Annotated in this window: 20 protein-coding genes; 12 read left to right on the forward strand and 8 right to left on the reverse strand. The window is 66.5% G+C overall.

Going from position 1 to position 21450, the window contains the following annotated elements; translation table 11 throughout:
- On the forward strand, window positions 1–491 hold a 491-nt coding region (locus tag JWN03_RS35615; protein ID WP_297624546.1), incomplete at its 5' end, for an HNH endonuclease signature motif containing protein.
- Between the two features lie 296 nt (window positions 492–787).
- On the opposite strand, the gene JWN03_RS35620 is transcribed toward JWN03_RS35615, so the two are convergent.
- On the reverse strand, window positions 788–1168 hold the full coding sequence (locus JWN03_RS35620; RefSeq protein ID WP_297624549.1) for a YybH family protein: 381 nt from the start codon (window positions 1166–1168) through the stop codon (window positions 788–790).
- A gap of 278 nt (window positions 1169–1446) precedes the next feature.
- Between JWN03_RS35620 and JWN03_RS35625 the strand changes: the two genes are divergently transcribed.
- Both JWN03_RS35625 and JWN03_RS35630 read left to right on the forward strand, forming a co-directional pair.
- Window positions 1447–2973: a PucR family transcriptional regulator gene (locus JWN03_RS35625; protein WP_297624552.1), complete on the forward strand. Its 1527-nt coding sequence runs from the start codon at window positions 1447–1449 to the stop codon at window positions 2971–2973.
- 32 nt (window positions 2974–3005) lie between these two features.
- Window positions 3006–4634 (forward strand): amidohydrolase, encoded by a 1629-nt coding sequence (locus JWN03_RS35630; protein WP_297624555.1) that lies wholly within the window; start codon window positions 3006–3008, stop codon window positions 4632–4634.
- Window positions 4635–4794: 160 nt separating this feature from the next.
- Here JWN03_RS35630 and JWN03_RS35635 read toward each other — a convergent pair whose 3' ends face one another.
- From JWN03_RS35635 to JWN03_RS35650, 4 genes are all read right to left on the reverse strand, one after another.
- Window positions 4795–5850: a polyprenyl synthetase family protein gene (locus JWN03_RS35635; RefSeq protein ID WP_441343125.1), complete on the reverse strand. Its 1056-nt coding sequence runs from the start codon at window positions 5848–5850 to the stop codon at window positions 4795–4797.
- Between the two features lie 257 nt (window positions 5851–6107).
- Entirely contained in the window at window positions 6108–7088 is a 981-nt protein-coding gene (locus JWN03_RS35640; protein WP_297624561.1) for a terpene synthase family protein, read from the reverse strand.
- 172 nt (window positions 7089–7260) lie between these two features.
- Window positions 7261–8043 carry an ABC transporter permease gene (locus JWN03_RS35645; RefSeq protein WP_297624564.1) on the reverse strand — a complete coding sequence of 261 codons (783 nt, stop codon included), beginning with the start codon at window positions 8041–8043 and terminating at the stop codon, window positions 7261–7263.
- A complete protein-coding gene (locus JWN03_RS35650) occupies window positions 8040–8705 on the reverse strand; it encodes an ABC transporter ATP-binding protein (protein ID WP_297624567.1) in 666 nt (221 codons plus the stop codon). Before JWN03_RS35650 ends, JWN03_RS35645 begins: the two co-directional genes overlap by 4 nt.
- A 136-nt stretch (window positions 8706–8841) precedes the next feature.
- Between JWN03_RS35650 and JWN03_RS35655 the strand changes: the two genes are divergently transcribed.
- Entirely contained in the window at window positions 8842–9291 is a 450-nt protein-coding gene (locus tag JWN03_RS35655) for a nuclear transport factor 2 family protein (RefSeq protein WP_297624691.1), read from the forward strand.
- Here the strand turns inward: JWN03_RS35655 and JWN03_RS35660 are convergent.
- Together JWN03_RS35660 and JWN03_RS35665 are read right to left on the reverse strand one after the other, a co-directional pair.
- Window positions 9249–9899, reverse strand: a complete 651-nt coding sequence (locus JWN03_RS35660; protein WP_297624568.1) for a hypothetical protein — start codon at window positions 9897–9899, stop codon at window positions 9249–9251. The genes JWN03_RS35655 and JWN03_RS35660 overlap by 43 nt on opposite strands.
- A gap of 8 nt (window positions 9900–9907) precedes the next feature.
- Window positions 9908–10495: a hypothetical protein gene (locus tag JWN03_RS35665; RefSeq protein ID WP_297624571.1), complete on the reverse strand. Its 588-nt coding sequence runs from the start codon at window positions 10493–10495 to the stop codon at window positions 9908–9910.
- A 239-nt stretch (window positions 10496–10734) separates the two neighbouring features.
- Here JWN03_RS35665 and JWN03_RS35670 point away from each other — a divergent pair, with 239 nt between their 5' ends.
- From JWN03_RS35670 to JWN03_RS35685, 4 genes are all read left to right on the forward strand, one after another.
- Window positions 10735–11973, forward strand: coding sequence for a transcriptional regulator (locus tag JWN03_RS35670; protein ID WP_297624574.1), 1239 nt, complete (start codon window positions 10735–10737; stop codon window positions 11971–11973).
- Between the two features lie 187 nt (window positions 11974–12160).
- Complete coding sequence (adh, locus tag JWN03_RS35675; protein WP_297624577.1) at window positions 12161–13678, forward strand: aldehyde dehydrogenase; 1518 nt, start codon at window positions 12161–12163, stop codon at window positions 13676–13678.
- A 44-nt stretch (window positions 13679–13722) separates the two neighbouring features.
- The gene (locus JWN03_RS35680) at window positions 13723–14130 is read left to right on the forward strand and encodes a DUF779 domain-containing protein (RefSeq protein ID WP_297624580.1); all 408 of its coding nucleotides are present in this window, start codon (window positions 13723–13725) and stop codon (window positions 14128–14130) included.
- Window positions 14131–14214: 84 nt separating this feature from the next.
- Window positions 14215–14679, forward strand: a complete 465-nt coding sequence (locus JWN03_RS35685; protein WP_297624583.1) for a hypothetical protein — start codon at window positions 14215–14217, stop codon at window positions 14677–14679.
- Window positions 14680–14748: 69 nt separating this feature from the next.
- Here the strand turns inward: JWN03_RS35685 and JWN03_RS35690 are convergent, their stop codons facing one another.
- Window positions 14749–16302 carry a succinic semialdehyde dehydrogenase gene (locus tag JWN03_RS35690; RefSeq protein WP_297624586.1) on the reverse strand — a complete coding sequence of 518 codons (1554 nt, stop codon included), beginning with the start codon at window positions 16300–16302 and terminating at the stop codon, window positions 14749–14751.
- A 227-nt stretch (window positions 16303–16529) separates the two neighbouring features.
- Between JWN03_RS35690 and JWN03_RS35695 the strand changes: the two genes are divergently transcribed.
- The 4 genes from JWN03_RS35695 (at window position 16530) to JWN03_RS35710 (ending at window position 21448) form a co-directional block, all read left to right on the forward strand.
- Entirely contained in the window at window positions 16530–17345 is an 816-nt protein-coding gene (locus tag JWN03_RS35695) for a MerR family transcriptional regulator (protein ID WP_297624589.1), read from the forward strand.
- Between the two features lie 152 nt (window positions 17346–17497).
- A complete protein-coding gene (locus tag JWN03_RS35700; RefSeq protein WP_297624592.1) occupies window positions 17498–17962 on the forward strand; it encodes a hypothetical protein in 465 nt (154 codons plus the stop codon).
- A 725-nt stretch (window positions 17963–18687) separates the two neighbouring features.
- Window positions 18688–21063, forward strand: coding sequence for a sensor histidine kinase (locus tag JWN03_RS35705; protein WP_297624596.1), 2376 nt, complete (start codon window positions 18688–18690; stop codon window positions 21061–21063).
- Entirely contained in the window at window positions 21041–21448 is a 408-nt protein-coding gene (locus JWN03_RS35710) for a roadblock/LC7 domain-containing protein (RefSeq protein ID WP_297624599.1), read from the forward strand. The genes JWN03_RS35705 and JWN03_RS35710 overlap by 23 nt, the downstream gene beginning before the upstream one ends.
- Window positions 21449–21450 lie beyond the last annotated feature (2 nt).

Genomic DNA, 21450 nt, shown 5'->3' on the forward strand with positions numbered 1-21450 from the left:
AGACGTTCGTGCTGGTGAAGGACAAGAACGGGATGCCGTTGCATATCGGGGAAGCCCGGTTGGCGAACCCGGCACAGCGGTTGGCGTTGATCGCGACCGAACGCGGGTGCACCCGCCCGGGCTGCACAGCACTGTCGAGCATGTGCGCGGTGCATCATGTGACCGAGTTCAGCAAGGGCGGCCGCACCGATATCGAAAACCTGACCTTGGCGTGCGATCACTGCCATGCCTTGGTCAAGGACGGCCCGCGCGGCTGGACAACGATCAAACTGGGTCCGGAGTCGGATTTCCCGGGCCGCACCGCGTGGATCGCCCCTGCGCATGTCGATCCGTCCGGGACTCCGCAGGTCAATCACCTGCATCACCCTGCTGAGATGCTGACCGCTGTCCCACCGTCGGTGCGTGCCCGCAGTTTCTGTAATCCGGTGCGCCCGCAACCGGTTCAGGACCGGATCGCCCGCCGAACCACCACACCCCCGGCACGACAATAGGTTTCCCGCCCCGGTGTCACCGACAGGTTGACCCTGTCGGTGTTACAAACCGTGGCCCGGCTTGGTTCTTCCGTTTCACCCCACCCCTGCGAGAATGGTTCGCCCCGCGGACCGCAATACCCCCACCGCAACAACAGGATTCCCCACCCCCGGTGCCACCGACAGGTTTCGTCCCGTCGGTGCTACAAGCCGCTGCCCGCCTCGGCACTTCGGGTCTGTGGGGTCGTTTCGGGGCTTGGATCAATGACGTTGGGGCAGTTCTATTCTCGTGAGGGGTGTTGCCTGGTGGGGGCCGGTTAGGCTGTGCCCAGGGGGTTGAGGACGGCGAAGCGCCATTGGCCGTTGTCGAGTTGGCGGGCGATGTTGGCGGTGGTGCCGGTGGGTGAGATGCGGGTGCCGTCTGGGGTGTTGATTTCCATTGCCCAGTCGGTTACCAGCAGGGCTGTGTCTGCGCCGATCAAGGCGTGGCGTGGGGTGTTGGAGAGGTGTGCGCCTGCGGCGACTGTGCCGGTGATTTCCTGGTGCAGGGCTTCCTCGCCGGTGATGACGGTTCCGGTGGTGGTGCGCATGGCTGCGTCGGGGGCGAAGAGTGCCAGGACGCCGTCGACGTCGCCTGCGTTCAGGCGCTCTTCGAACAGGGCGGGGAGCTGGGCGGGGTCGGTGATCCGGGTGTCCATGACGTGGTCCTTCTGTGGTGAGTGCTGATGGTGGGTCGGCTCGCAGGCTCGCTTCGCCGCTCATCCATGGTCTTCGTCCGACCGGCGTTCGGCGAGGTTGAAAGTGGACCCGTCATGGTCAGAAACGGACAGCGCAGGACGAGCGGGCAAATATAGGCCCTGATCTGATCGGCTGATCTCATCCACCGAGGACTCGCCGGTACGTGTGTGCCGAAATGGCGATCTGGCTAGCGTGTCTTCGACACGGTGTCCATAGGGACCGCCCGTAGACTCAGCCGGTGGCCGTTCCCGTCAGCTGGATTCTGTCGCAGCCCGATCTGTCGATCCCGCTGCGTGGCGGGGCCGCGGGTATCGGGCGGACCATCGACCTCGTGGTGACGACGGAGTTGGAGAATCCCTTCCGCTGGTTGTCCGGTGGCGAACTCGTCCTCACCACGGGTATGCACCTTCCAGGATCGGCAGCGGGCCGGGCCACCTACCTGCGCCGCCTCAACCAACGTGGTGTTGCCGCAGTCGGTTTCGGCATCGGGCTCACCCATCCGGATGTGCCCGCCGATCTGGTCGCGGCCGCCGACGACATCGGTATCCCACTCTTGGAAGTCCCCCTGCCCACCCCGTTCGCGGCAATCGTCAAACGCATCACCGAGCGGGCGGCACAACTCCAGCACGACGACCTGCTGCGCGCCTCCCGCGCCCAGCCGCGCATGACGCGGGCACTGGTGCGCTCCGGTGCCCGTGCCATCGTCCGCGAGTTGGCCACCTCCCTGCGCGCGACCGTCCTGGTACTGGACGCGAATGCCCGCGTCACCGACGTGCACCCCGCCGCCCCGAACGAGGAACTGCTGCACACGGTGCGCACCGCCCTGGCTGCCGACCGATCGGCGGGCGCGAGCGGCGTGGCCACCGACGCGTCCGGTCATACGATCACCCATCAGCGCATCGGCGTCGGCGGCCGCGTGCACGGCGATCTGGTGGTCGTGAGCACCGCCCCGCTGAGCGCGGTCGATCAGATCCTGCTCGGTCACGCCAATTCGCTGCTGACCCTCGATTTCGAGAAGCCCGCACGACTATGGGAGGCCCAGCACCGGCTCAACAGCACAGTGCTGGGCCTGCTGCTGAACACCGATGCGGACCTGAACCCGGCGTGGACACATCTGGCGCAGGCCGCCGACGCCGCCGGCCGGATTCGGGTGCTCGCCGCCGACTGCGATACGACCGAGGCCCTCGACGGTGTCCGCTCCATTGCCGAAAGCATGGCGGTGCGCTCCGGGCATCCCCTGTTCCTGCATATCGTCGACCGTCGTGTCCTGGTGGTGCTGCCCGGCGTCGCGCCCGTGGCCTTCGCCGGTCAACTGGCTGCCGATCTCGCCCCCGGCCTGCGCCGATCGGTGCGCTTCGGGCTGAGCGGCGAACACTCGCTACGGGAACTGGTCACCGCCGCCGACGCTGCCGGACTTGCCGCCTCCGCAGCCGAACGTGGCAGCGCCCCTTCGGAATTCGGCACTCTCACGGGCAGTTCACTGCTGTCCTTCGACACCACTCGCCGAGTGCTCGACACCCTCGCGCACACCGTCCTCACCCCGCTGACCGAACACGACAGCGCACACGGCACCGACCTACTGATCTCGCTGCGCGCCTACCTGGAGGCCAATGGTCAATGGGAGGCAGCCGCCGCCGCGACCGGCGTACACCGCCACACCTTGCGCAAACGCATCACCATCGCGCAGGGCCTGCTCGGCTGCGACCTCGACAGCGCCCGAGTCCGCGCCGAACTGCTGCTGGCAATCCTGGCCCGCGGCAACTGATTCCGACCACCACCGTTGTCAGGAGCAAGCGCATGACCCACGCCGACCTCGTGTTCACCGGCGGCAGTGTCCTCACCATGGACTCCGCCCGCAGCCGCGCGACAGCGCTGGCGGTCACCGGCGAGCGCATCTCCGCTGTCGGCCACGCCGAGGTGCGCGAATTCATCGGCCCCCGTACCGAAGTCGTGGATTTGCACGGACGCGCGCTGCTACCCGGATTCCAGGACGCCCACGTCCATGCGGCCGCCGCGGGCATGGAACTGGCCGCCTGCGATCTGAGCGGGACCACCGATCTGGGCGAGTACCTGCACCGGATCGCCACCTACGCAGCCGCATATCCGGAGCGGAAGTGGATCACCGGCACCGGCTGGTCGATGGAGAGCTTCCCCGGCGGCCTGCCGACCCGCGCGCAACTCGATGCCGTCGTCGCCGACCGGCCCGTGTACCTCACCAACCGCGACTACCACGGCGCCTGGGCCAACACCCGCGCATTGGAACTGGCAGGCCTCACCGCCGGCACACCCGATCCGGTCGACGGCCGCATCGAACGCGAAAACACCGGCGCCCCTTCCGGAATGCTGCAGGAGGGAGCGATGGACCTGGTCGAGCGCATACTGCCACCCATCACACCCCAGGACCGGCTGGCCGGACTGCTGCGAGCGCAAGCACTACTGCATTCGCTGGGTATCACCGGCTGGCAGGAGGCCATTGTCAGCTCCGACAACGGCACCTTCGACTCCACGGCCACCTACTTCGCCGCCGCCGAACGCGGCCTGCTCACCGCCCGTGTCACCGGCGCGCAGTGGTGGGAACGCGACCAGGGCGCCGCGCAGATTCCCGGAATGCTGCTGCGCCGCAAGCAGTTCGGCACCGACCGTTTCCGGCTGGACACGGTCAAGATCATGCAGGACGGCATAGCGGAGAACTTCACCGCCGCCATGACCGAACCGTACAAGGATCACCGCGGCTGCTGTACCGCCAATTCCGGGCTCAGCTTCGTCGACCCGCAGGCGTTGCGCGGGTATGTGACCGAGCTGGATGCCCACGACTTCCAGGTGCACTTCCACGCGCTCGGTGATCGCGCGGTCCGGGAGTCCCTGGACGCGATCGAAGCCGCGCTGCACGCCAACGGCCCGCGCGGAAATCGTCATCACCTCGCGCACCTGCAAGTCGTGCACCCCGACGACATCCCGCGGTTCCACCGCCTCGGCGCGGTCGCGAACCTGCAGCCGCTCTGGGCCGGGCACGAGCCGCAGCTGGACGAGCTCACACTGCCTTTCCTGGGCGGGGATCTGCCCGAGCGCCAATACCTCTTCGGCGATTTGGCCCGCGCCGGAGCCACCTTGGCCTGCGGCAGCGACTGGCCCGTCAGCGAACCGAATCCGCTGGCCGGAATCCATACCGCGGTCAATCGCGTCATCCCGGGCTCGGGCCTGCCACCACTGTTGCCGGATCAGCGTCTGGACCTCATGACGGCGCTCGCGGCGTACACGGCCGGATCGGCATACGTGAATCGGCGCGACGACACCGGCAGTCTGCGAACCGGCGCACTCGCGGATCTCGTTGTGCTGGACCGTGATCCGTTCGAGCGCAGCCCGGCCGAGATCGCCGACACCGGCGTGGCACAGACGTTCGTCGGCGGAGTGCGGGTATTCGGCTAGTCAGCCGGTTCGGAGCAATGTGCGGGTGGTGCCGCAGCATGCGCGCAGCGGTGCTATCGTTTACGACATCGCTGCCCGTCGTGTGCGGCATCCTCCCATTTTCGGTAAGAGTAAAAGTATGTGTAACCGACGGTTACATATAAATCCTCTTTGTGTTCGACTACCGGTCTCTGTGCGCGACCAGCTCCGCCAATGCCTTCAGATCGCCCGCGGCGACCTCCGGCGGCAAGGCGTGCAAAGCCGCTTCCAGCGCGGTCGCTGCCCGTCCGAGGGTGTGCTGCCGGCCGCCCGCCTTCTCGACCAGATCCGCGGCACGAGCCGCCCGCTGCGTGGTCATGGGCTGGCGAGCCTGGTAGATCCGAGCCAGCTCACGACCGTGCACGGTATCGGAGGCCAGTGCGCTGACCACCGGGAAGGACTGCTTGCGCTGCATGAGATCACTGTGCGCGGGCTTGCCCGTCACCGCCGGATCGCCCCAGATATCGATGGCGTCGTCAACAAGCTGGAACACCAGACCGAGTTCGTTGCCGAAGGTGTGCATCCCGGAAACCACACGATGGTCCGCGCCGGCGCACAGTGCACCGAGCGCCGAGGCGCAGCCGAGCAGTGCGCCGGTCTTACCCGCCGCCATGTTCAGGTACTCCTCGACACTCACCGTGGACCGGCTCGCGAAAGCGCAGTCCTCGTATTGCCCCCGGCACAGCGTGACGGTGGCCCGTGCCAGCCGGATGACCGCCTCGGACGTGACCGGTTCGGGCACGCCGTCGGACAGCACTCCCAATGCCAGCGCCTGCAATGCATCTCCCAGCAGGGTGGCATTGGTCTCGCCCCAGACCCGCCAGACCGTCGGACGGCCGTGGCGGAACGGGTCCTGATCCATGACATCGTCGTGCACCAGCGAGAAATTGTGCAGCAGTTCGACCGCCGCCGCGGCATGTACCGCATGCTCGGTGCTGCCGCCGCAGGCCGCGGCGGCGGCGAAGGTGAGCGCCGGCCGCAAGGCCTTGCCCTGCACCCCGGTCACCGGCGTGCCGTCGGTGTCACACCAGCCGAAGTGGTAGCCCGCCATATGATTCAGCGGCTCCGACAACGATTCGACTGCCGCCCGCAGTACCGGTTCGATGGCGACTCGGGCGGCGGCGAGCTGTTTGCGCGCCGAGCGTTCCACCACGCTGTCGCCGAGGTGTTGCCCGTAGTCGGCCGGCCTTTGCCGAATCTCGCTGTGTCCGGTCAGGTTCGGCACCGCCGGGCGGGACAGTGCCCATCGGCGGATGCTTTCGAGGTGCTGCCCTGTGGATGTTCTGGTCGGTTTCGATGCGCGCATAATCGGCCCCGCTCACTCGGACACGGCCTCCTCAGCCACCCGGCGGCAGATGGGCGGCCATGCGTAGAAGAAGCCAATCCTCCCATGATTGCGTGAAAACGCGGCACCGCCTACCGATTTCAGTTCGGCAACAGCCGCTCCGCCGCAGCTCAGGTGAGTGGCAGCCCATGTTCGAGCGCTTCGATCGGCGCGCTCGTATAACGCGCCGCCTGGTAGTGGTAATCGAAATTCGCCCGAACGTACACCGTGTAATTCCTTGCGGTGGCCAAGGTGTCGATGCGGTCACGATCGCTGACCCCGGCATCGTGCAACTCGGACGAAAGACGTTCCAGCGCGGTCTCGCAGCGCTCGATGCACTCGGTGAGCATATTGTTGACCAGCGTCAGCGCCTCGGTGCGACTGTGGCCGAAGTGGTATTCGGCGAGCAGTACCGAGTTGTAGAGGTACCCCGACGCCTCGTCCGAGGCGACCGAGAGCACATCGTTGAACAACCCCATATGCTCGACCGCGGCTTCCCGCAGGCTACGCATGGCCGGCAGATAGCGGGCCGCCGGACTGAGATCGACCCCCTCGGCGCGCTCGCTGATATCCAGAAAGACGAAGAGTGCCACGCCATCTCGGCGATGCGCGCGATACGTCTCCAGGTCCGGCAGATTGCCGGAGAGCCGCCCCACACTCTCGGTGTAGTAGGTCCACAGCCAGTCGCGGATCTCCGCGCGCACACTTTCCCGCCACTCCGGCGAGCGCCCCTCCGACAGGCGCCGCCACAGGTCGGCAAAGGATACGGCGAGGACGCCGGAAGGTTGCCTGTCACTGTCGAATACCGCGTTGAGTGCCGTGATGGCGTCCAAACAGCGCTGCGGATCAGGTATTTCAATATCGAACTGATCGTCCACCACGAAAGCCCATGCGGTGTACTGACTCAGCAGTGTCAGTTCGTGTACTCCGGCCGCTGGACACCATAGGGCGTACATTCTGGCCGGTCTGGTGCGGACCATGCGGCGCCGCGTCAATTCGGTAGGTACGAGCTCGAACTTCTCGAGCCAGTCCCACATACCCGCCTCAGCCTCCAGCTCCAGAGGGTTGAGGCCCTCCGCAGCGTACGGCATGAAAAATTCGGTTGGTTCCATCGAAACTGCCTATCTCCCAACCAGTTTACTCGCTCTTACGACAATACCGACCTTTCAGACAGATCCTGCGACCTAACCGCTATTCCCGCCAGTCAAAGGCATGAAAATCACATCCGGACAGGGTGGAGTGATCGACATCGCGGGAAGAAGCTGCCGCCCAGTCGGATTGGGGCTACCCGGGGAGTGTGATCAAACGCTGCGCGGGATCGAAGAGGGTGCGCTCGGCGGCGCGGGCACCGGCCAGCGCGGCGAGAGTCGTTGCGGCCAGCAGCATATACATGACGACTATCTGATAGCGGATCGCGGTCAGCGGATCGACCCCGGCGAGGATCAGGCCGGTCATGGCGCCGGGCAGGCTGATCAGTCCGACCACCTTGGTGGAGTCGATGGCGGGAATCAGCGCGGTGCGCAACGCCGAGCGCCGGTGCGGGAGGAACGACTCACGAGCCGAGAGGCCAAGAGCCAGACGGGCTTCGATGGAATCGCGGGCCGTACGCGCGTCTTCGACCAAGCGGCGCAGGGCGATTCCGGTGGACTGCATGGCGGAGGAAACGATCATGCCGCCCACCGGCACCACGACCCGCGCCTGAGTGGAGATGACGCCCAGCAGGATCAGTGCGCCCAGGGTGACGGTAGAGCCGAAGGCCACGCCGAGGGTGGCGGAGCGACGGGCGTGCGGCAGGCCCGCCCCGCGGCGGCCCGCGACATAGCCCGCGATGACGACCATCAGGACGACCCAGGCGAGCGCGCCCGGCAGTCCGGTATGGCGGAACAGAATCACCAGGATCGCACCGACCGCGATCAGCTGGACGCCGGCGCGGGCGGCGGCGATCAGGAGCTCCCGGGTGAGGTGCAGATGCTGCCGGTAGGCGACCAGTGCGGCCAGGGCTACCAGCAGCAGGGACGCCGCGACGCCGGGCCAGTCGGGAACGGAGAGACCGCTGGTCGTGGTCACTGCTGCTCCCCTGCGCCGGTTTGGCGCGGAAGTACGGTGCGAGACAGCTGCCCCTGCGTGAGAGACCACACCTCGTCGGCGATCTCCGCGACGAATGCGGTGTTATGGCTGACGAGTACAACGCTGCCGCCGTCGGCGGTGTGCGCGCGAATGAGGTCGCCGACAGCCCCGGCGGAGACTCCGTCGAGCGCCGAGGTCGGTTCGTCCATCAGCAGCACCTCGGGCTGTACCGCCAGCGCACGGGCCAGGCAGACCCGCTGTGCCTCTCCCCCGGACAGCTCCGCACAACGCCGGTCGAGGAAGCCCGGCGGTAACCCGGCGCGGATCAGCAGTTCGCCGATACTCGTATCGGGCAGTTCCCGGCCGACCTGGACCTCCGCGCGCACCGTTTCGGTGAGCAGTGTCGGTCGCTGCGGCACCAGCCCGACCCGCCGCCGCAGGGCCAGTACATCCAGTTCGGCGATCGGCTCGCTATCGAGCAGTATTCGCCCGCCGCTGGGTTCACCGAACCGGTTGAGCAGGCGCAACAGCGTGGTCTTGCCCGCGCCGCTCGGGCCGACCACCGCCGTGCAGCGACCGGCCGGGAATACCGCGTCGATCGCCGTGAACTGCGGCGTTGCTCCGTGACCTGCGCTGACCTGCTCCAGGGTTATGGTGGGCACGGCACCACAATGCCCGATGGGCCGGAATGAGATCTATTGCACCCCAGAACTTTCGGAAAACAACAAGATCAGCTACCGGTCCGCCGTACGCTGGCGCACCGAACCACCGTTGTATCGGCTCTACCCGGAGGCAACCATGCTGTCCCTGCAGGAGATTTCGGACCGCCTGGAGATCCAAGATTTGATGGTCCGCTACTCGCACGCGGTGGACACCCACCAGTGGGACCTGCTGGACGAGATCTTCACCGTCGGCGCCCATATCGATTACACGGCAATGGGTGGCCCGGCCGGTGATCTCGCATCCACCAAACAGTTCCTGGCCACCGTCATGCCCAATTTCGCCGCGTTCCAGCACCTGGTCGCGAACTCCTCGATCCGGGTCGAAGGCGACGCCGCCACCGCCCGCACCATGTGCCACAATCCCATGCTCGTGGAAGGTGCGGACGGTCATCGCCGTCTGATGCTGTGCGGACTCTGGTACCACGACAGCTTCGTCCGGGTCGATGGCGAGTGGCGGATCAGCCAGCGGATCGAGGAGAAGTCCTACATGTTCGTGGCACCGCCCGCCGAGGCCGTCATCAGCTGATCGAAGAGGTCGCGGTAGCCGCGCAGCGCCTGCCGCAGTTGTTCGGTATCGGCGGAGTTGTCGCCGGACCAGCCCTTTTCGAGGGCCTGGCGGCGCTGCGTGTAGGTGTCGGTGAGCCCCTGGATGGTGCCGGAGATGAGGCCGTCGGCCCGAGTCACCGCATCGCGCGGGTCGTCGACGAACATGGTCTGCACTTCCCGCCACTGATCGCGCAGCTCCCGCAGACCGCTCTGCTCGATCGGCTGCTGGGTGCGGTCGCCGACTCCGCGTTGCCCACTCGGCTGGCGGCCGCCGGCGTCCACGCCGAGCTGCCGGCCGCTGTCGCCGACTCCGCTCTGCGAACCGAGCTGCTGGGTGCGGTCGTCAGTTCCGCGCTGGTCGCCAACCTGCTGGATGCGGTCGTCGCCGCCTTGGTCGTCGCCTGCGATGCGATCGCTGTACGCCGTCTTTCGGCTGTCGTCCGCGTTGGGCTCATCGGTGACGCTGTCCGGTTCGATGCGGGTGTTCGCGACGGCCGCCGAGTGGCTGCCACGCTCCGCGGCCTCGGTCGGGTGGACCGAATTCTGCACGGCTGCTGCGTTCTTCGTCTCTTCGGATTCGATGCTCATTCCATGCCTCACTTGTTCTGCGCGGTCTGATCGACCTTGTTGCGCGCGGGCTGATCGGCCCGGTTGTCGTCGAGTAGGTCGACGAACAGTTCCCGGTAGTGCACGATCGCGGCGCGGATGTCCTCGGTGGAAGCCTCACCGCGCCCGGCCCGTTCGGCGATGTCGTGCGCGGTCCGGTACTGCTCGAGCGGTTCGGCGTGCTGCACCGAGAGGTCCGCCAACTGCTGGTGGTAGTCCTCGGTGGGATAGCCGCGATCGGTCATGACCGCGGTGAGCAGCCGGTCGGCATTCTGCAGCGACCGCGCCGGATCGTCGATGAACTGTTCCTGCACGTGCGCCCACTGCATGTTGTAGCGCTGCTTCTCCTCATCGCTCAGCGGCCGTAGTTCCAGCTGCTGGTGCCGCCGCTGCCGTTCGGCCAGTTCACGTTCCGCGACCCTCTTGTTCTGCGACTCGTCCACGGTCCGGTCGTACTCGGGGCCGAACCGCTCACGCAGGCGCCGGCTCCGCAATCGCGGCCACAGCGCTACTCCGAGTAGCACCACCACCGCGATCACAATCAAAATGATGACCACTGTCATTACTGCACCCGACATTCGTACCTCCTGGTCGAGTCCGTCTTCGTGGTGACGTAATGCCTCGACACCGCGAGCTCAAACAGGCGGTCCGCCAGCCGAATCCGTCAAGCGGACCTGCGGATCGGGGCCATAGCGAAGTCTGCGAAGGCGGTCGAATCGAATTAACGCATGGACTGCGCCGAACTGGGTACGCGTGGTGGCACCGCGCGCCATCATGGGGTATCGCATTTCCGGTCGCCCCGCGAGGAGTTTGCGCGATGACACACCTGCCCGCCCTATCACTGCAGCGTGCGGAGTTGGAGAAGGTGTGGTCGCGCTGGGCTGTGGGTGGTGGCAGGCCGTCGGCTCCGGCGCCCGTACTGCGTTCCGAGGTGGCGATTTTGCGCAGCGAAGTCGTCGAATCGTGGGAGCGTTCACTCCGTACGGTGGACCCGGCACGGGCGGTCGCGCCGTCCGCCGATCGGGACGAATTGGGTTCGCGCTGGGCCGAATCCCCGCTGCGCACACCGGTGACCGAGCTGGCGAGTGAGATTCGCGCCATCGCCGAAGATGCCGGAATGATCGCCGTCGTCACCGACGAGGTGGGCACGGTGCTGTTCAGCTGTGGCGACCGGGCGGTGCGGCGGCAGGCCGAAACGGTGAACCTGGCGCCGGGTGGCTGCTGGGACGAACCGTATATGGGAACGAGCGGAGTCGCCCTGTCGCTGCACAGCGGACGGCCCAGTTCCGTATGGGCCGCAGAGCATCTCGTGGAGGCCCTGCACGGCTGGGTCTGCTACTGCGCGCCCATTCGCGCAGCCGACGGCAGGCAGTTGGGTGTGCTGGATCTGTCGACCTACTGGGATCGATCGCACCCGATGATTCTGACAACGGTCCGGGCGCTGGTCACCGCCATCGAATCACGTTTGCACGCAGAGCAATCCCGTCCGGTCGCACGCACCCGCCTGGAATGCCTGGGCGTGCCACGGTTGTACAAGCAGGGGCAGCAGGTGGCCATGCGCCCGCGTCAGCTGGAGATCCTCGCGCTGCTGGCGCTGGAGCCGGAGGGCTTCACCCCGGAGCGCCTGCACGCCGCCGTCTACGGTGACCGTTCGGTGTCCTCCAGCACCCTCAAGGCCGATGTCTCCCGGCTGCGCCGCGCCACAGACGGTCAGATCGCCGACCGCCGCTATATGCTCACCGATCCCCTCGCCTGCGACGCCACCGAACTACTGGCGGCGCTGGAAGCGGGCGACCTCACCACCGCCGTCCGCGTGTATCGCGGTCCGCTGCTACCGGATTCCGATATCCCCGGCATCGTGCAGTGGCGCGAACATCTCGACGTCTGCCTGCGCACCGCCGTGCTGGCCGACCGGAACCCCGAGCATGCCCTGCGCTTCGGTCAGCGCTGCCCGGACGATATCGAGATCCACGAGCACGCCCTGCACCTGCTCACCCCCGGCGACAGCCGCCGCGCTCTGGCCGCGGCCCGGCTGCACACCGCCTTACGCGCCTAGTCGGTCGAACGGGCTCGGCGACGGGCTCTTTCGGCAATACGAACCACCCGCCCGACGGGCGGCGAGAGGTTGCGCGAAGGTTGCACTGAACAGCCTACTTTTCACCAACCCAGCGCCAACCCCTCGCCAACCTCGCCGGTTCATAGTGACCCCGGTCACCGCAGATATGCGATCAGGAGCCGCGACCATGATCTACGCCAAACCCGGCACCGACGGCAGTATTGTCAGCTTTGCCCGCCGCTACGAGAATTTCATAGGCGGTGAATGGAAAGCCCCGATAGAGGGCCGGTATTTCGACAATCCCTCGCCGATCGACGGCGAAACCTTCTGCGAGGTAGCGCGTTCCAGCGCCGCGGACATCGATATGGCACTGGAGGCCGCGCACCGCGCCGCAGACGCCTGGGGCGCCACCTCGGTGACCGATCGTGCCAATATTCTCAACCGCATCGCCGACCGCATCGAAGCGAACCTGGAGAAGCTCGCGGTCGCCGAAACCTGGGAGAACGGCAAACCGGTCCGCGAAACCCTCGCCGCCGACCTGCCTTTGACGGTGGACCACTTCCGCTACTTCGCGGGAGCCGTTCGCGCACAGGAGGGTTCGATCTCGCAGATCGATGCCGACACCATCGCATACCACTTCCAGGAACCGCTCGGCGTGGTCGGGCAGATCATTCCGTGGAACTTCCCGATTCTCATGGCGGCCTGGAAGCTGGCCCCCGCGCTGGCGGCCGGAAACTGTGTGGTCATCAAGCCCGCCGAGCAGACCCCGGCCTCGCTGCTGCTGGTCATCGAACTCATTGCCGATCTGTTGCCGCCCGGAGTCGTCAACGTGGTCAATGGATTCGGTGTGGAAGCGGGCAAGCCGCTGGCCGCCAGTCCGCGCGTCGCGAAGATCGCGTTCACCGGTGAGACCACCACGGGCCGGCTCATCATGCAGTACGCCAGCGAGAACGTCATTCCGGTCACCCTGGAGCTGGGCGGCAAGAGCCCGAATATCTTCATGCCCGATGTGATGGCCGCCGACGACGACTTCCTCGACAAGGCCGTCGAAGGCTTTGTCATGTTCGCGCTGAACCAGGGTGAGGTCTGTACGTGTCCCTCACGGGCGCTCGTGCATTCCTCCATCTACGACGAGTTCATGGCGAAGGCCATCGAACGGACGAAGGCCATCAAGGGCGGCAATCCGCTCGATGACTCCACCATGATCGGCGCGCAGGCCAGTAACGACCAGTACGAAAAGATCCTGTCCTACATCGATATCGGCCGCAAAGAGGGCGCGAAGGTGCTCACCGGCGGCGAGATGCGCAAGGTCGAGGGCCTGCCCAATGGGTACTACATCGAACCGACGATCTTCGAGGGGCGCAATGACATGCGCATCTTCCAAGAGGAGATCTTCGGTCCGGTGGTGGCGGTGACCCGCTTCGACAATGAGGTCGAGGCGGTCACCATCGCCAATGACACGCTCTACGGGCTGGGCGCCGGTGTGTGGTCGCGCGACGGCTCCACCGCCTACCGGATGGGTCGCGCCATCAAGGCGGGCCGGGTGTGGACGAACTGCTTCCACGCCTATCCCGCGCATGCGGCGTTCGGTGGCTACAAGAAGTCCGGCATCGGCCGCGAGAACCACAAGATGATGCTCGACCACTACCAGCAGACCAAGAACCTGCTTGTCAGCTACTCCCCCAAGAAGCTCGGTTTCTTCTGAAGCAGCCCGCTTCCGTTGCCTTCGAGCGCTATTGGAGGGGTCCAGTGAAAACGAGTTCTGTCACCAGGGTGGCCATTACCGATGCCGCCGCCGATGTCCTGCAGGGACTCATCTCCCAGCACGGCCCGGTCATGTTCCATCAATCCGGCGGCTGCTGTGACGGCAGCTCGCCGATGTGTTATCCGCTGGGCGAGTTCCGGGTGGGGGCAGCAGATGTTCTGCTCGGCCGCATCTTCCCGGAAACCGCGTTTTGGATGAGCGCCGATCAGTTCGAATACTGGCGCCACACCCACCTCACCGTCGATGTGGTGCCAGGTCGCGGCAGCGGTTTCTCCCTCGAAGCTCCTGAGGGAGTCCGTTTCATCATCCGGTCGCGTTTGTTCACCGATGCTGAGGCAGCGGTGCTGGAAGCGGCTCCCGCCCCACGCCGAGGCGCCGATTCGGCCGGATGAGAGGTGACGCGGCCGGTTTCTCCGGGCCGGCCGCGTCGCCGTACCTGTGTGCAACTCCGGCGGGCGCGGGCCAAAGGTGCGAGTATGAATCCGCCTGCGGGACTGGATATTTACGGCTCCGCCAGGTTGTGCTGCACCGGGTCGTCCGCGGCCCACTATTCGACGGAGGAAAACACCTTGGCGCTCGACGATCTCCAAGGACCTGATATCGAGGAAGCGGACGGAACGGGTGTTCTGCCGCTGTCCAAGGTCACGGCCGGGGCTACTGTCCGGCTTCCCGTATGGCCCGCCGCCAGGGTCGGGCAGGCAGTGTGGATTTCCTGCCAGATCGCCGGCTCGGAAGGATCGTCCCTCCGAGTCAGGTCCGGCGCACCCCTCACCAAGGGTGAGCTCCAGAACGGCTACGCACTGGGTTTCATCGGACCGGAGTACTTCGAAGCGTGCTCGCCCGGTTCACGCCTCCAGATCCGCCCGTCCGTCTCGGTCGACGGAAAAGGCATGGAGCGCACCGCACTCCAGTTCCCCGCACTCGAGTGGCTGATCCAGTAACGCTGATTCGATAACACCACCGCTCGACGCCGCCGACGGAAGTGGCGGCGTCGAGCGACAGCGTTCGGATCAGCGGCCGGGGAGGAACCTGACCGCGCGGGCGACACCCATGAGGAACGGCTGCCATTTGTCCTGCGAAATCAGCGGCGGGGCATCGAGATTCAGGAAGCGGGTGACCACGACCGTCTGGGGTTCGGTGAACTTCAGGAGGCCGTCGGGTCCGTGGCGGCGGCCGACACCGGAGATGCCCATGCCGCCCATCGGGGCGCCGGTGGTGCCCCAGGCGGGGGCGTAGCCCTCGTCGATATTGACCGTGCCGGCGTGCAGGCGTTCGGCAATGCGTTCGCCTTCGGCCTTGCTGCCTGCCCACACACTGGCATTGAGGCCGTACTCGGTGTCATTGGCGCGGGTGATGGCCTCCTCGACATTCTCGACCGGGTAGATCGAGACGAGCGGGCCGAAGGTTTCGTTGCGACCGCACTCCATGGCGTCGGTGACGTCGGTGAGCACGGTCGGTTCGAAGAAGAGCGAGCCGAGGTCGGGGCGAGGGTTGCCGCCCGCCAGCACCTTCGCGCCCTTGGAGACAGCGTCGGCGACATGCTTGGTGACCGTCTCCAGCTGCGCTTCGGAGATGAGACTGCCGATATCCTGCGAATAGTCGTACGCCGCACCGAGTTTCGCAGCCTGCACGGCGGCGACGAACTTCTCGGCGAACTCGGGGGCAACCGACTTCTCGACGTACAGACGCTCGATGGAGATACAGAGCTGCCCGGCATTGGAGAAGCAGGCGCGCACCGCGGCCTTGGCCACCTTGTCGAGATTCGCTCCGGCCGTGACGATCATCGGGTTCTTGCCACCGAGTTCGGCGGAGAATCCGATGAGGCGGCGGCCGCACTGCTCGGCCAGCGTGCGGCCGGTCGTGGAGGAACCGGTGAACATGAGGTAGTCGCAGACATCGACGATCGCGGTACCGACCACCGTGCCGGGACCGGTGACCACGGCGAACAGATCGCGCGGCAGTCCGGCCCGGGCGAACAGTTCGGCATTGGCCAGCGACGAGTACGGAGTCTGGCTGTCGGGCTTCACGACCACGGCATTGCCCGCCAGCAGCGCCGGGATCGAATCGCCGATCGACAACAGCATGGGGTAGTTCCATGGGGCGATCACACCGACCACACCCTTGGGCACGTGCCGCACGGCCGCCCGATTCAGCAGCGGGAAGGCGCCGGCCACGCTGTGCGAGGCGAGCAATTGCGGTGCGACGCGGGCGAAATAGCGGGCCGCCATCATCAGGCCCATGATCTCCTCCTGGGCCGCCCAGCGCGCCTTGCCGGTTTCGGCCTGCACCACATCCATCAGGTATTCGCGGTTCTCCACCACGAGATCCCGATAGCGGTTGAAGACCTCGGCGCGCTCCTTGACCGGGCGCGCGGCCCATTCCGCCTGGGCGGCACGGGCTTTGGTCACCGCGGCGGTGACGTCGGCGGCGGTACCAACCGGCACCGTGCCTAGGGTCTTCCCGGTGAACACCTCGGTGATCGCCCGGTGATCGCGGTCCTCGGTCGTGTCCACCGCCGCGAACGTCTTCAGGCGTTCGAATACTGCGGCTGCCGGCACGGGCATCGTTGCCTCCTACTTATGAGTAACCCACGGATACAGGCAATCTACCCTCGCCCGAATCTCCCGGCCGCCGACTCCGTGATCCGGGCCGCTCGCGTCTGGTTTCCGACCGGAAATGTCGATCCCACCGCACGCGGCCGGATCTCTGTGCCCGCATGCTTGACCTTGACCCTGGGGACGGCCGCACAGTGAGGACAGCCGGGAGTTCGCCCGGAACGAGGGAGACGACCATGGACCTGCTCAGCATCGGCGCGTTCGCGCGTCTGGCCCATTTGTCGCCGAAGGCCCTGCGGCTCTACGACGAGTTGCGGCTGCTGCCACCCGTGCGCGTCGATCCGGATTCCGGCTACCGCTGGTACTCCCCTGATCAACTGGAGAAGGCTCGCCGGGTGTCGCTGCTGCGGCAACTGGATATGCCGCTCGCCCGGATCAGGGAGGTCCTGGAGCTCTCCCCGGACGCAGCGGCCGCCGAACTGGCCACGTACTGGAGTCAGCAGGAACAGGCGGTCGCGGCCAAGCGGCAGTTGGTCGGCTTCCTCATCGATCAATTGACTGGAAGGAAGAGCGTCATGCACGAGGTACTGATCCGCGAGATGCCCGCCCGGACACTGCTGAGCACCACCGAAAACCTCACTGCCGACCAGATTCCCGAATTCGCCACCCGGCTGTTCCCCATATTCGGCGGTCCGGGTGTGCCGCGCCCGGAAGGCATTGTGGGCGTGCCCTTCCTGCGCTATCGCGGTGAAGTCACCGCGGACAGCGACGGGCCGGTCGAATTCTGTTGCCCGGTAATCGAATCCGATGCCGAAGAGGTGATCGGCCGGTTCCCGGCCATGACCTCGGTCGACGATCCGGCCGGGCGGGAGATCTACATCCGCATCGTCAAGGCCGACATGATGACCGCGCTCGGCTTCGAATCGCTGCACCAGTGGTTGCTCGGACACCACGAACAGGCAGACTGGACGCCCCGGCAGATCTTCTTGCGCGACCCGTCCACCGCCGGCGAAACGGACCCGATCTACGAACTGGCCGTCCGGCTGCGGTAATCAGGCTCAGCGGTAGTCAAGCTCTGCCTGTCCGTTTTGCCGGATCGCGCAAACAATCTGTAACCAATGAGCGCCAGGCGACGAACAATCCCCCAGTAGCAGCACCGCCGAATAGCAACGATCGAGTTTCTCCATTCGGAAGGATTGTCTCTATGCCCAGCATTGCGCGTAAAGCCGCAGGCCTCACCGCGGCGGCCGTTCTGGCCGCAGTTCCGCTCGCCGCGACCGCCCAGGCCGATGACCCGGGTCCCCTGTTCTTCCGGGCCGGCGGCTTCAACTGCTCCATCGGCACCGACGGCACCGTCGGCTGCGACCTGTCCTCACCGGCATGGATGTCCATACAGGTCGCCGGAGCCAATATTCCGATGCCCTTCACGGTCACCCAGGTCGTCATCGATGTGCCGTGGGCTCCGGCTCACCCCGGCTTCGCTCCGGGCATCTACACCCTGCCCGGCGGCAACCCGAATATCGATGATGTGGCCACAGGCGGCGACATGTGGGGCCCCTCGGTCACCTACGCGGGAGCCACCTGCGCAGTCGGATTCCACGGCAGCTTCGTCTGCAACAGCAAGGGCCACACCTTCGGCTCCTACGGCTCGACCATCTCCGCCAGCTGATCCACCGGGAAGTTATCGGGCCTGCGTCACGAGGGGTGCGCAGGCCCGATATTTCTTTCCCATTCCAACGTATACCGCGCACCCGGACTTGCGGCAAGCCTCCGTGAATGGCCCATACTCGCAGCTCTGTGACCTTTCACGCGGAGAGGACGCGGTGGGAGATGGCTGAGCGGCAGGCGATCGGGGACGGGCCTTCGAAGATCGATATGGCCGACGAGTCGCACAATGCCGCCAGGAGTTCCTGGTGAGCTTGTGGAACGTGGTGTTGCGGGTGAGTGCTATTCGTTGACAGGACGGGGATCGAAGCATCCGGGGCCGCAACCGGTTTCGGTGCGAACGTCGTAGTCAACACCTGCGCCGGGGCGGTTGCGTCGGGTGCCGGTGCGCAGCCCGACCCCAGGATTACCACCAGCGCCGCGATCACTCCACCACGAACCAGCGAATGCCGCACCGCGGCAGGTTGGGCTCGTCCGGACGGCGAGCCGGCTACGCGCTCGGGAATGCGCGGCTATCCTCTGACCAGGAAACGCGATGCGTAACACAGGTGGTGACCTCGGTTGGCCAGACCGTGGACGAGAAAGATTCTCTCGCAACGGATTCAGAGACTTCTCCGGCGAAACCCCGACCAAGATGGCATACCGGACGTACGGTCCGCGCGTCAAATCCCGTCCCGCTCAAGAGGACTCGGGCACCCTTTCCGGCCATCTGATGGCTACCCTCGGGCAATGCTCAGCAGGCGGCTCGGGGTGCGGACGCGGATTCTGGCCATCGCACTCGTACCGAGTCTCGCGCTGGTACTGATCGGCGTCGGTGCGGCAGGCACCTTGATCGACCATTCCAACAATGCCCGCACCTGGGCCGACGAGTTGCAATCTGGTGTCGCGCCCACCCGTGAACTCATCGAGGCCGTGCAGCTGGAACGACAGCTCACCGAATGGCGCACGGCCGGTGCGGAAATCGATGTGCGCGACCTCGCGACCGCGCGCCTGCGACTGGACAACGCACTGCGCCAGATCGCGCCCGCGCAGTCCCGGCTGTCGAGCATCGGACCGCAGGCGATGGGCGACACCACGGCGGCCATGGGTGATCTGGGCGGAAAGCTCACCCAGATTCGTGCCGGAGCGGACGCGACCACACTGTCCACCGCCGATGCCGACGCCTTCTACAGCGCCATGCCGCAGCTCGTGCTCGCCGGTGTGCAGATCGCACAGAAGCAGGCACCGGACGCACCCACCGCCATCGAACTCGCCCAGGCCGGTGCGGTTCTACAGGGCCTGGAGGCCATGAGCCGCGCGACCGCGCTGGGCGCGGCCCTGATCGATGGCGGCCCGGGGCTCTCCGCGGACCTGGCCGGCGAATATGTACGCCTGCTCGGTTATTACCGCACCCGCATCGAAAGTCTGCTCACCGACACCGATTCCGAACAGGCGGCGGCCGCCAAAACCCTCACCAGCGGCGCGGCCTGGCAGCAGCTCGGTGCGATGGAAACCGTACTGGCACAGCGCGCCCTGCCCCGTACCGCAGGCGCTGCCGCACCGCGCACCGTGCTGCCGCTGACCACCGACGACTGGCAGGCCAAGGCCGGCGAGGTCGATCATGCGCTGGCCGAGCTGTGGCAGTCGGAGAACCTGCGGGCCCAACATCTTGCCAGCACGGCCGCCGCCCGGACCACCCGTAACTCACTGCTCGCCGGCGCGGGCATGCTGGTGGTCGCGCTGGGCGCGATCCTCGTCGCACTGGCGCTGGCGAATCGAATCATCCGGCGGCTGCGGCGATTGCGTGATGAGACCTTCGCCCTCGCCGATGAGCATCTCCCCGAAACCATGCGCAGGCTGGCGGCGGGTGAGCAGGTCGATATCGAGACGGAGGCTCCCGCACTGAAATTCGGCAGCGATGAAATCGGCCAGGTGGCAGAGGCTTTCGGCCATGCCCACGCCGCCGCCGTCGCCGCCGCGATCACCGAATCGCGCACCCGGGAGGGCGTGAAGGCGGTCTTCCTCAATATCGCGCACCGCAGCCAGGTCGTGGTGCACCGCCAGCTCGAACTGCTGGACGAGGCCGAATCCACCCAGGAGAATCCGGCCGTGCTGGAGATCTTCTTCCGGCTCGATCACCTCGCCACCCGCGAGCGCCGCAATGCCGAGAACCTGGTGATCCTCGCGGGCGGTCAGCCCGGCCGGCAGTGGCGCAATCCGGTGCCGCTCATGGAACTGGTGCGCAGCGCGGTCGGTGAGACCGTCGACTACAAGCGGGTCCGAACCGGGCGGTTGCCACAGGCTTTCATCGTCGGCGGGGCCGTCGGCGACCTGATCCATCTGCTCGCCGAGCTCATCGACAATGCGACCTCGTTCTCCCCGCCGCAGGCGCATGTCCAGGTCGCCGGTAGCACTGTGGCCCGGGGTGTGGCCCTGGAGATCAGCGATCAGGGCATGGGCATCCCCGAAGCGGAGCTGCACCGCATCAACGCCATGCTGGCCACGCCTGCCGATTTCGGCATCACCAGCTTCTCGTCGGACTCCCGGCTGGGCCTGTTCGTGGTGTCGCAGCTGGCTGGGCGGCACGGCATTTCGGTGCGGCTCTCCGAATCGGACTACGGCGGCATCCGCGCCATCGTGCTGGTGCCTGCCGCGCTGGTCGCCGGTGAGACGCCGTCGCCGGAGTACACCTCCGGACAACTGCCGCTACCGCGGCGCGCGGAATACAACCCGCCCACCGCGGATCTGCCCGCCCTGCGCAGCGCGCCACGCGCCCCGGCCCCGCAGACCCGGCCCCCTATGACCGGCGGCCTGCCGCCCGCGCGGCCGTACGACACCGGCCGCGAAACCCAGCCCGAGGCCGACGTGCCCGAAAACGGTGATCGCCCCTCGCTCCCACGCCGTCGCCGACAGGCCAGTCTCGCACCGGAATTGGCGCAGGCCCCGGCCCCGCCGGAGCCGGAGGCCGAGTCCGTGCGCACCGACCGCAGCGCCGAGCAGGCCCGAGATCTCATGTCCGCCATCGAGAACGGCACCCGCCAGGGCCGCCGCATCGATCCGCGTACCCAACCCAAACCCACCACCTATCGACAGGAAGGCGACGGTGAACACCTCCCCCGCAGGTGACCTCGACTGGCTACTCGACGATCTCGTCGAGAAACTCGCCGGAGTGCGTCACGCCGTGGTCCACTCCACCGACGGCCTGCTTCTGGGTCGCTCGACCCGGATGAGCCGCGAGGACGCCGAACACTTCTCCGCCATGTCCTCCACGCTGTACGGGCTCTCCCGCAGTGCCGGACACCGATTCGGCGGCGGAGGTGTCCGCCAGGCGGTGATCGAACTCGATCGCGCGGTCCTGTTCGTCACCGCCGCGGGCGCGAATGCCTGTCTGGCCCTGCAGACCGGCGTCGACGCGAATATGGGCATGGTGGCATACGAGATGAATATGACCGTGCAGCGAGTGGGCACGTTCCTGTCCACCACCGCCCGGCGCCCCGGCGAATTCGGCTGAGC

Origin of the sequence: Nocardia sp. (genome assembly GCF_025465275.1) — a bacterium.
GTDB lineage: Bacteria > Actinomycetota > Actinomycetes > Mycobacteriales > Mycobacteriaceae > Nocardia.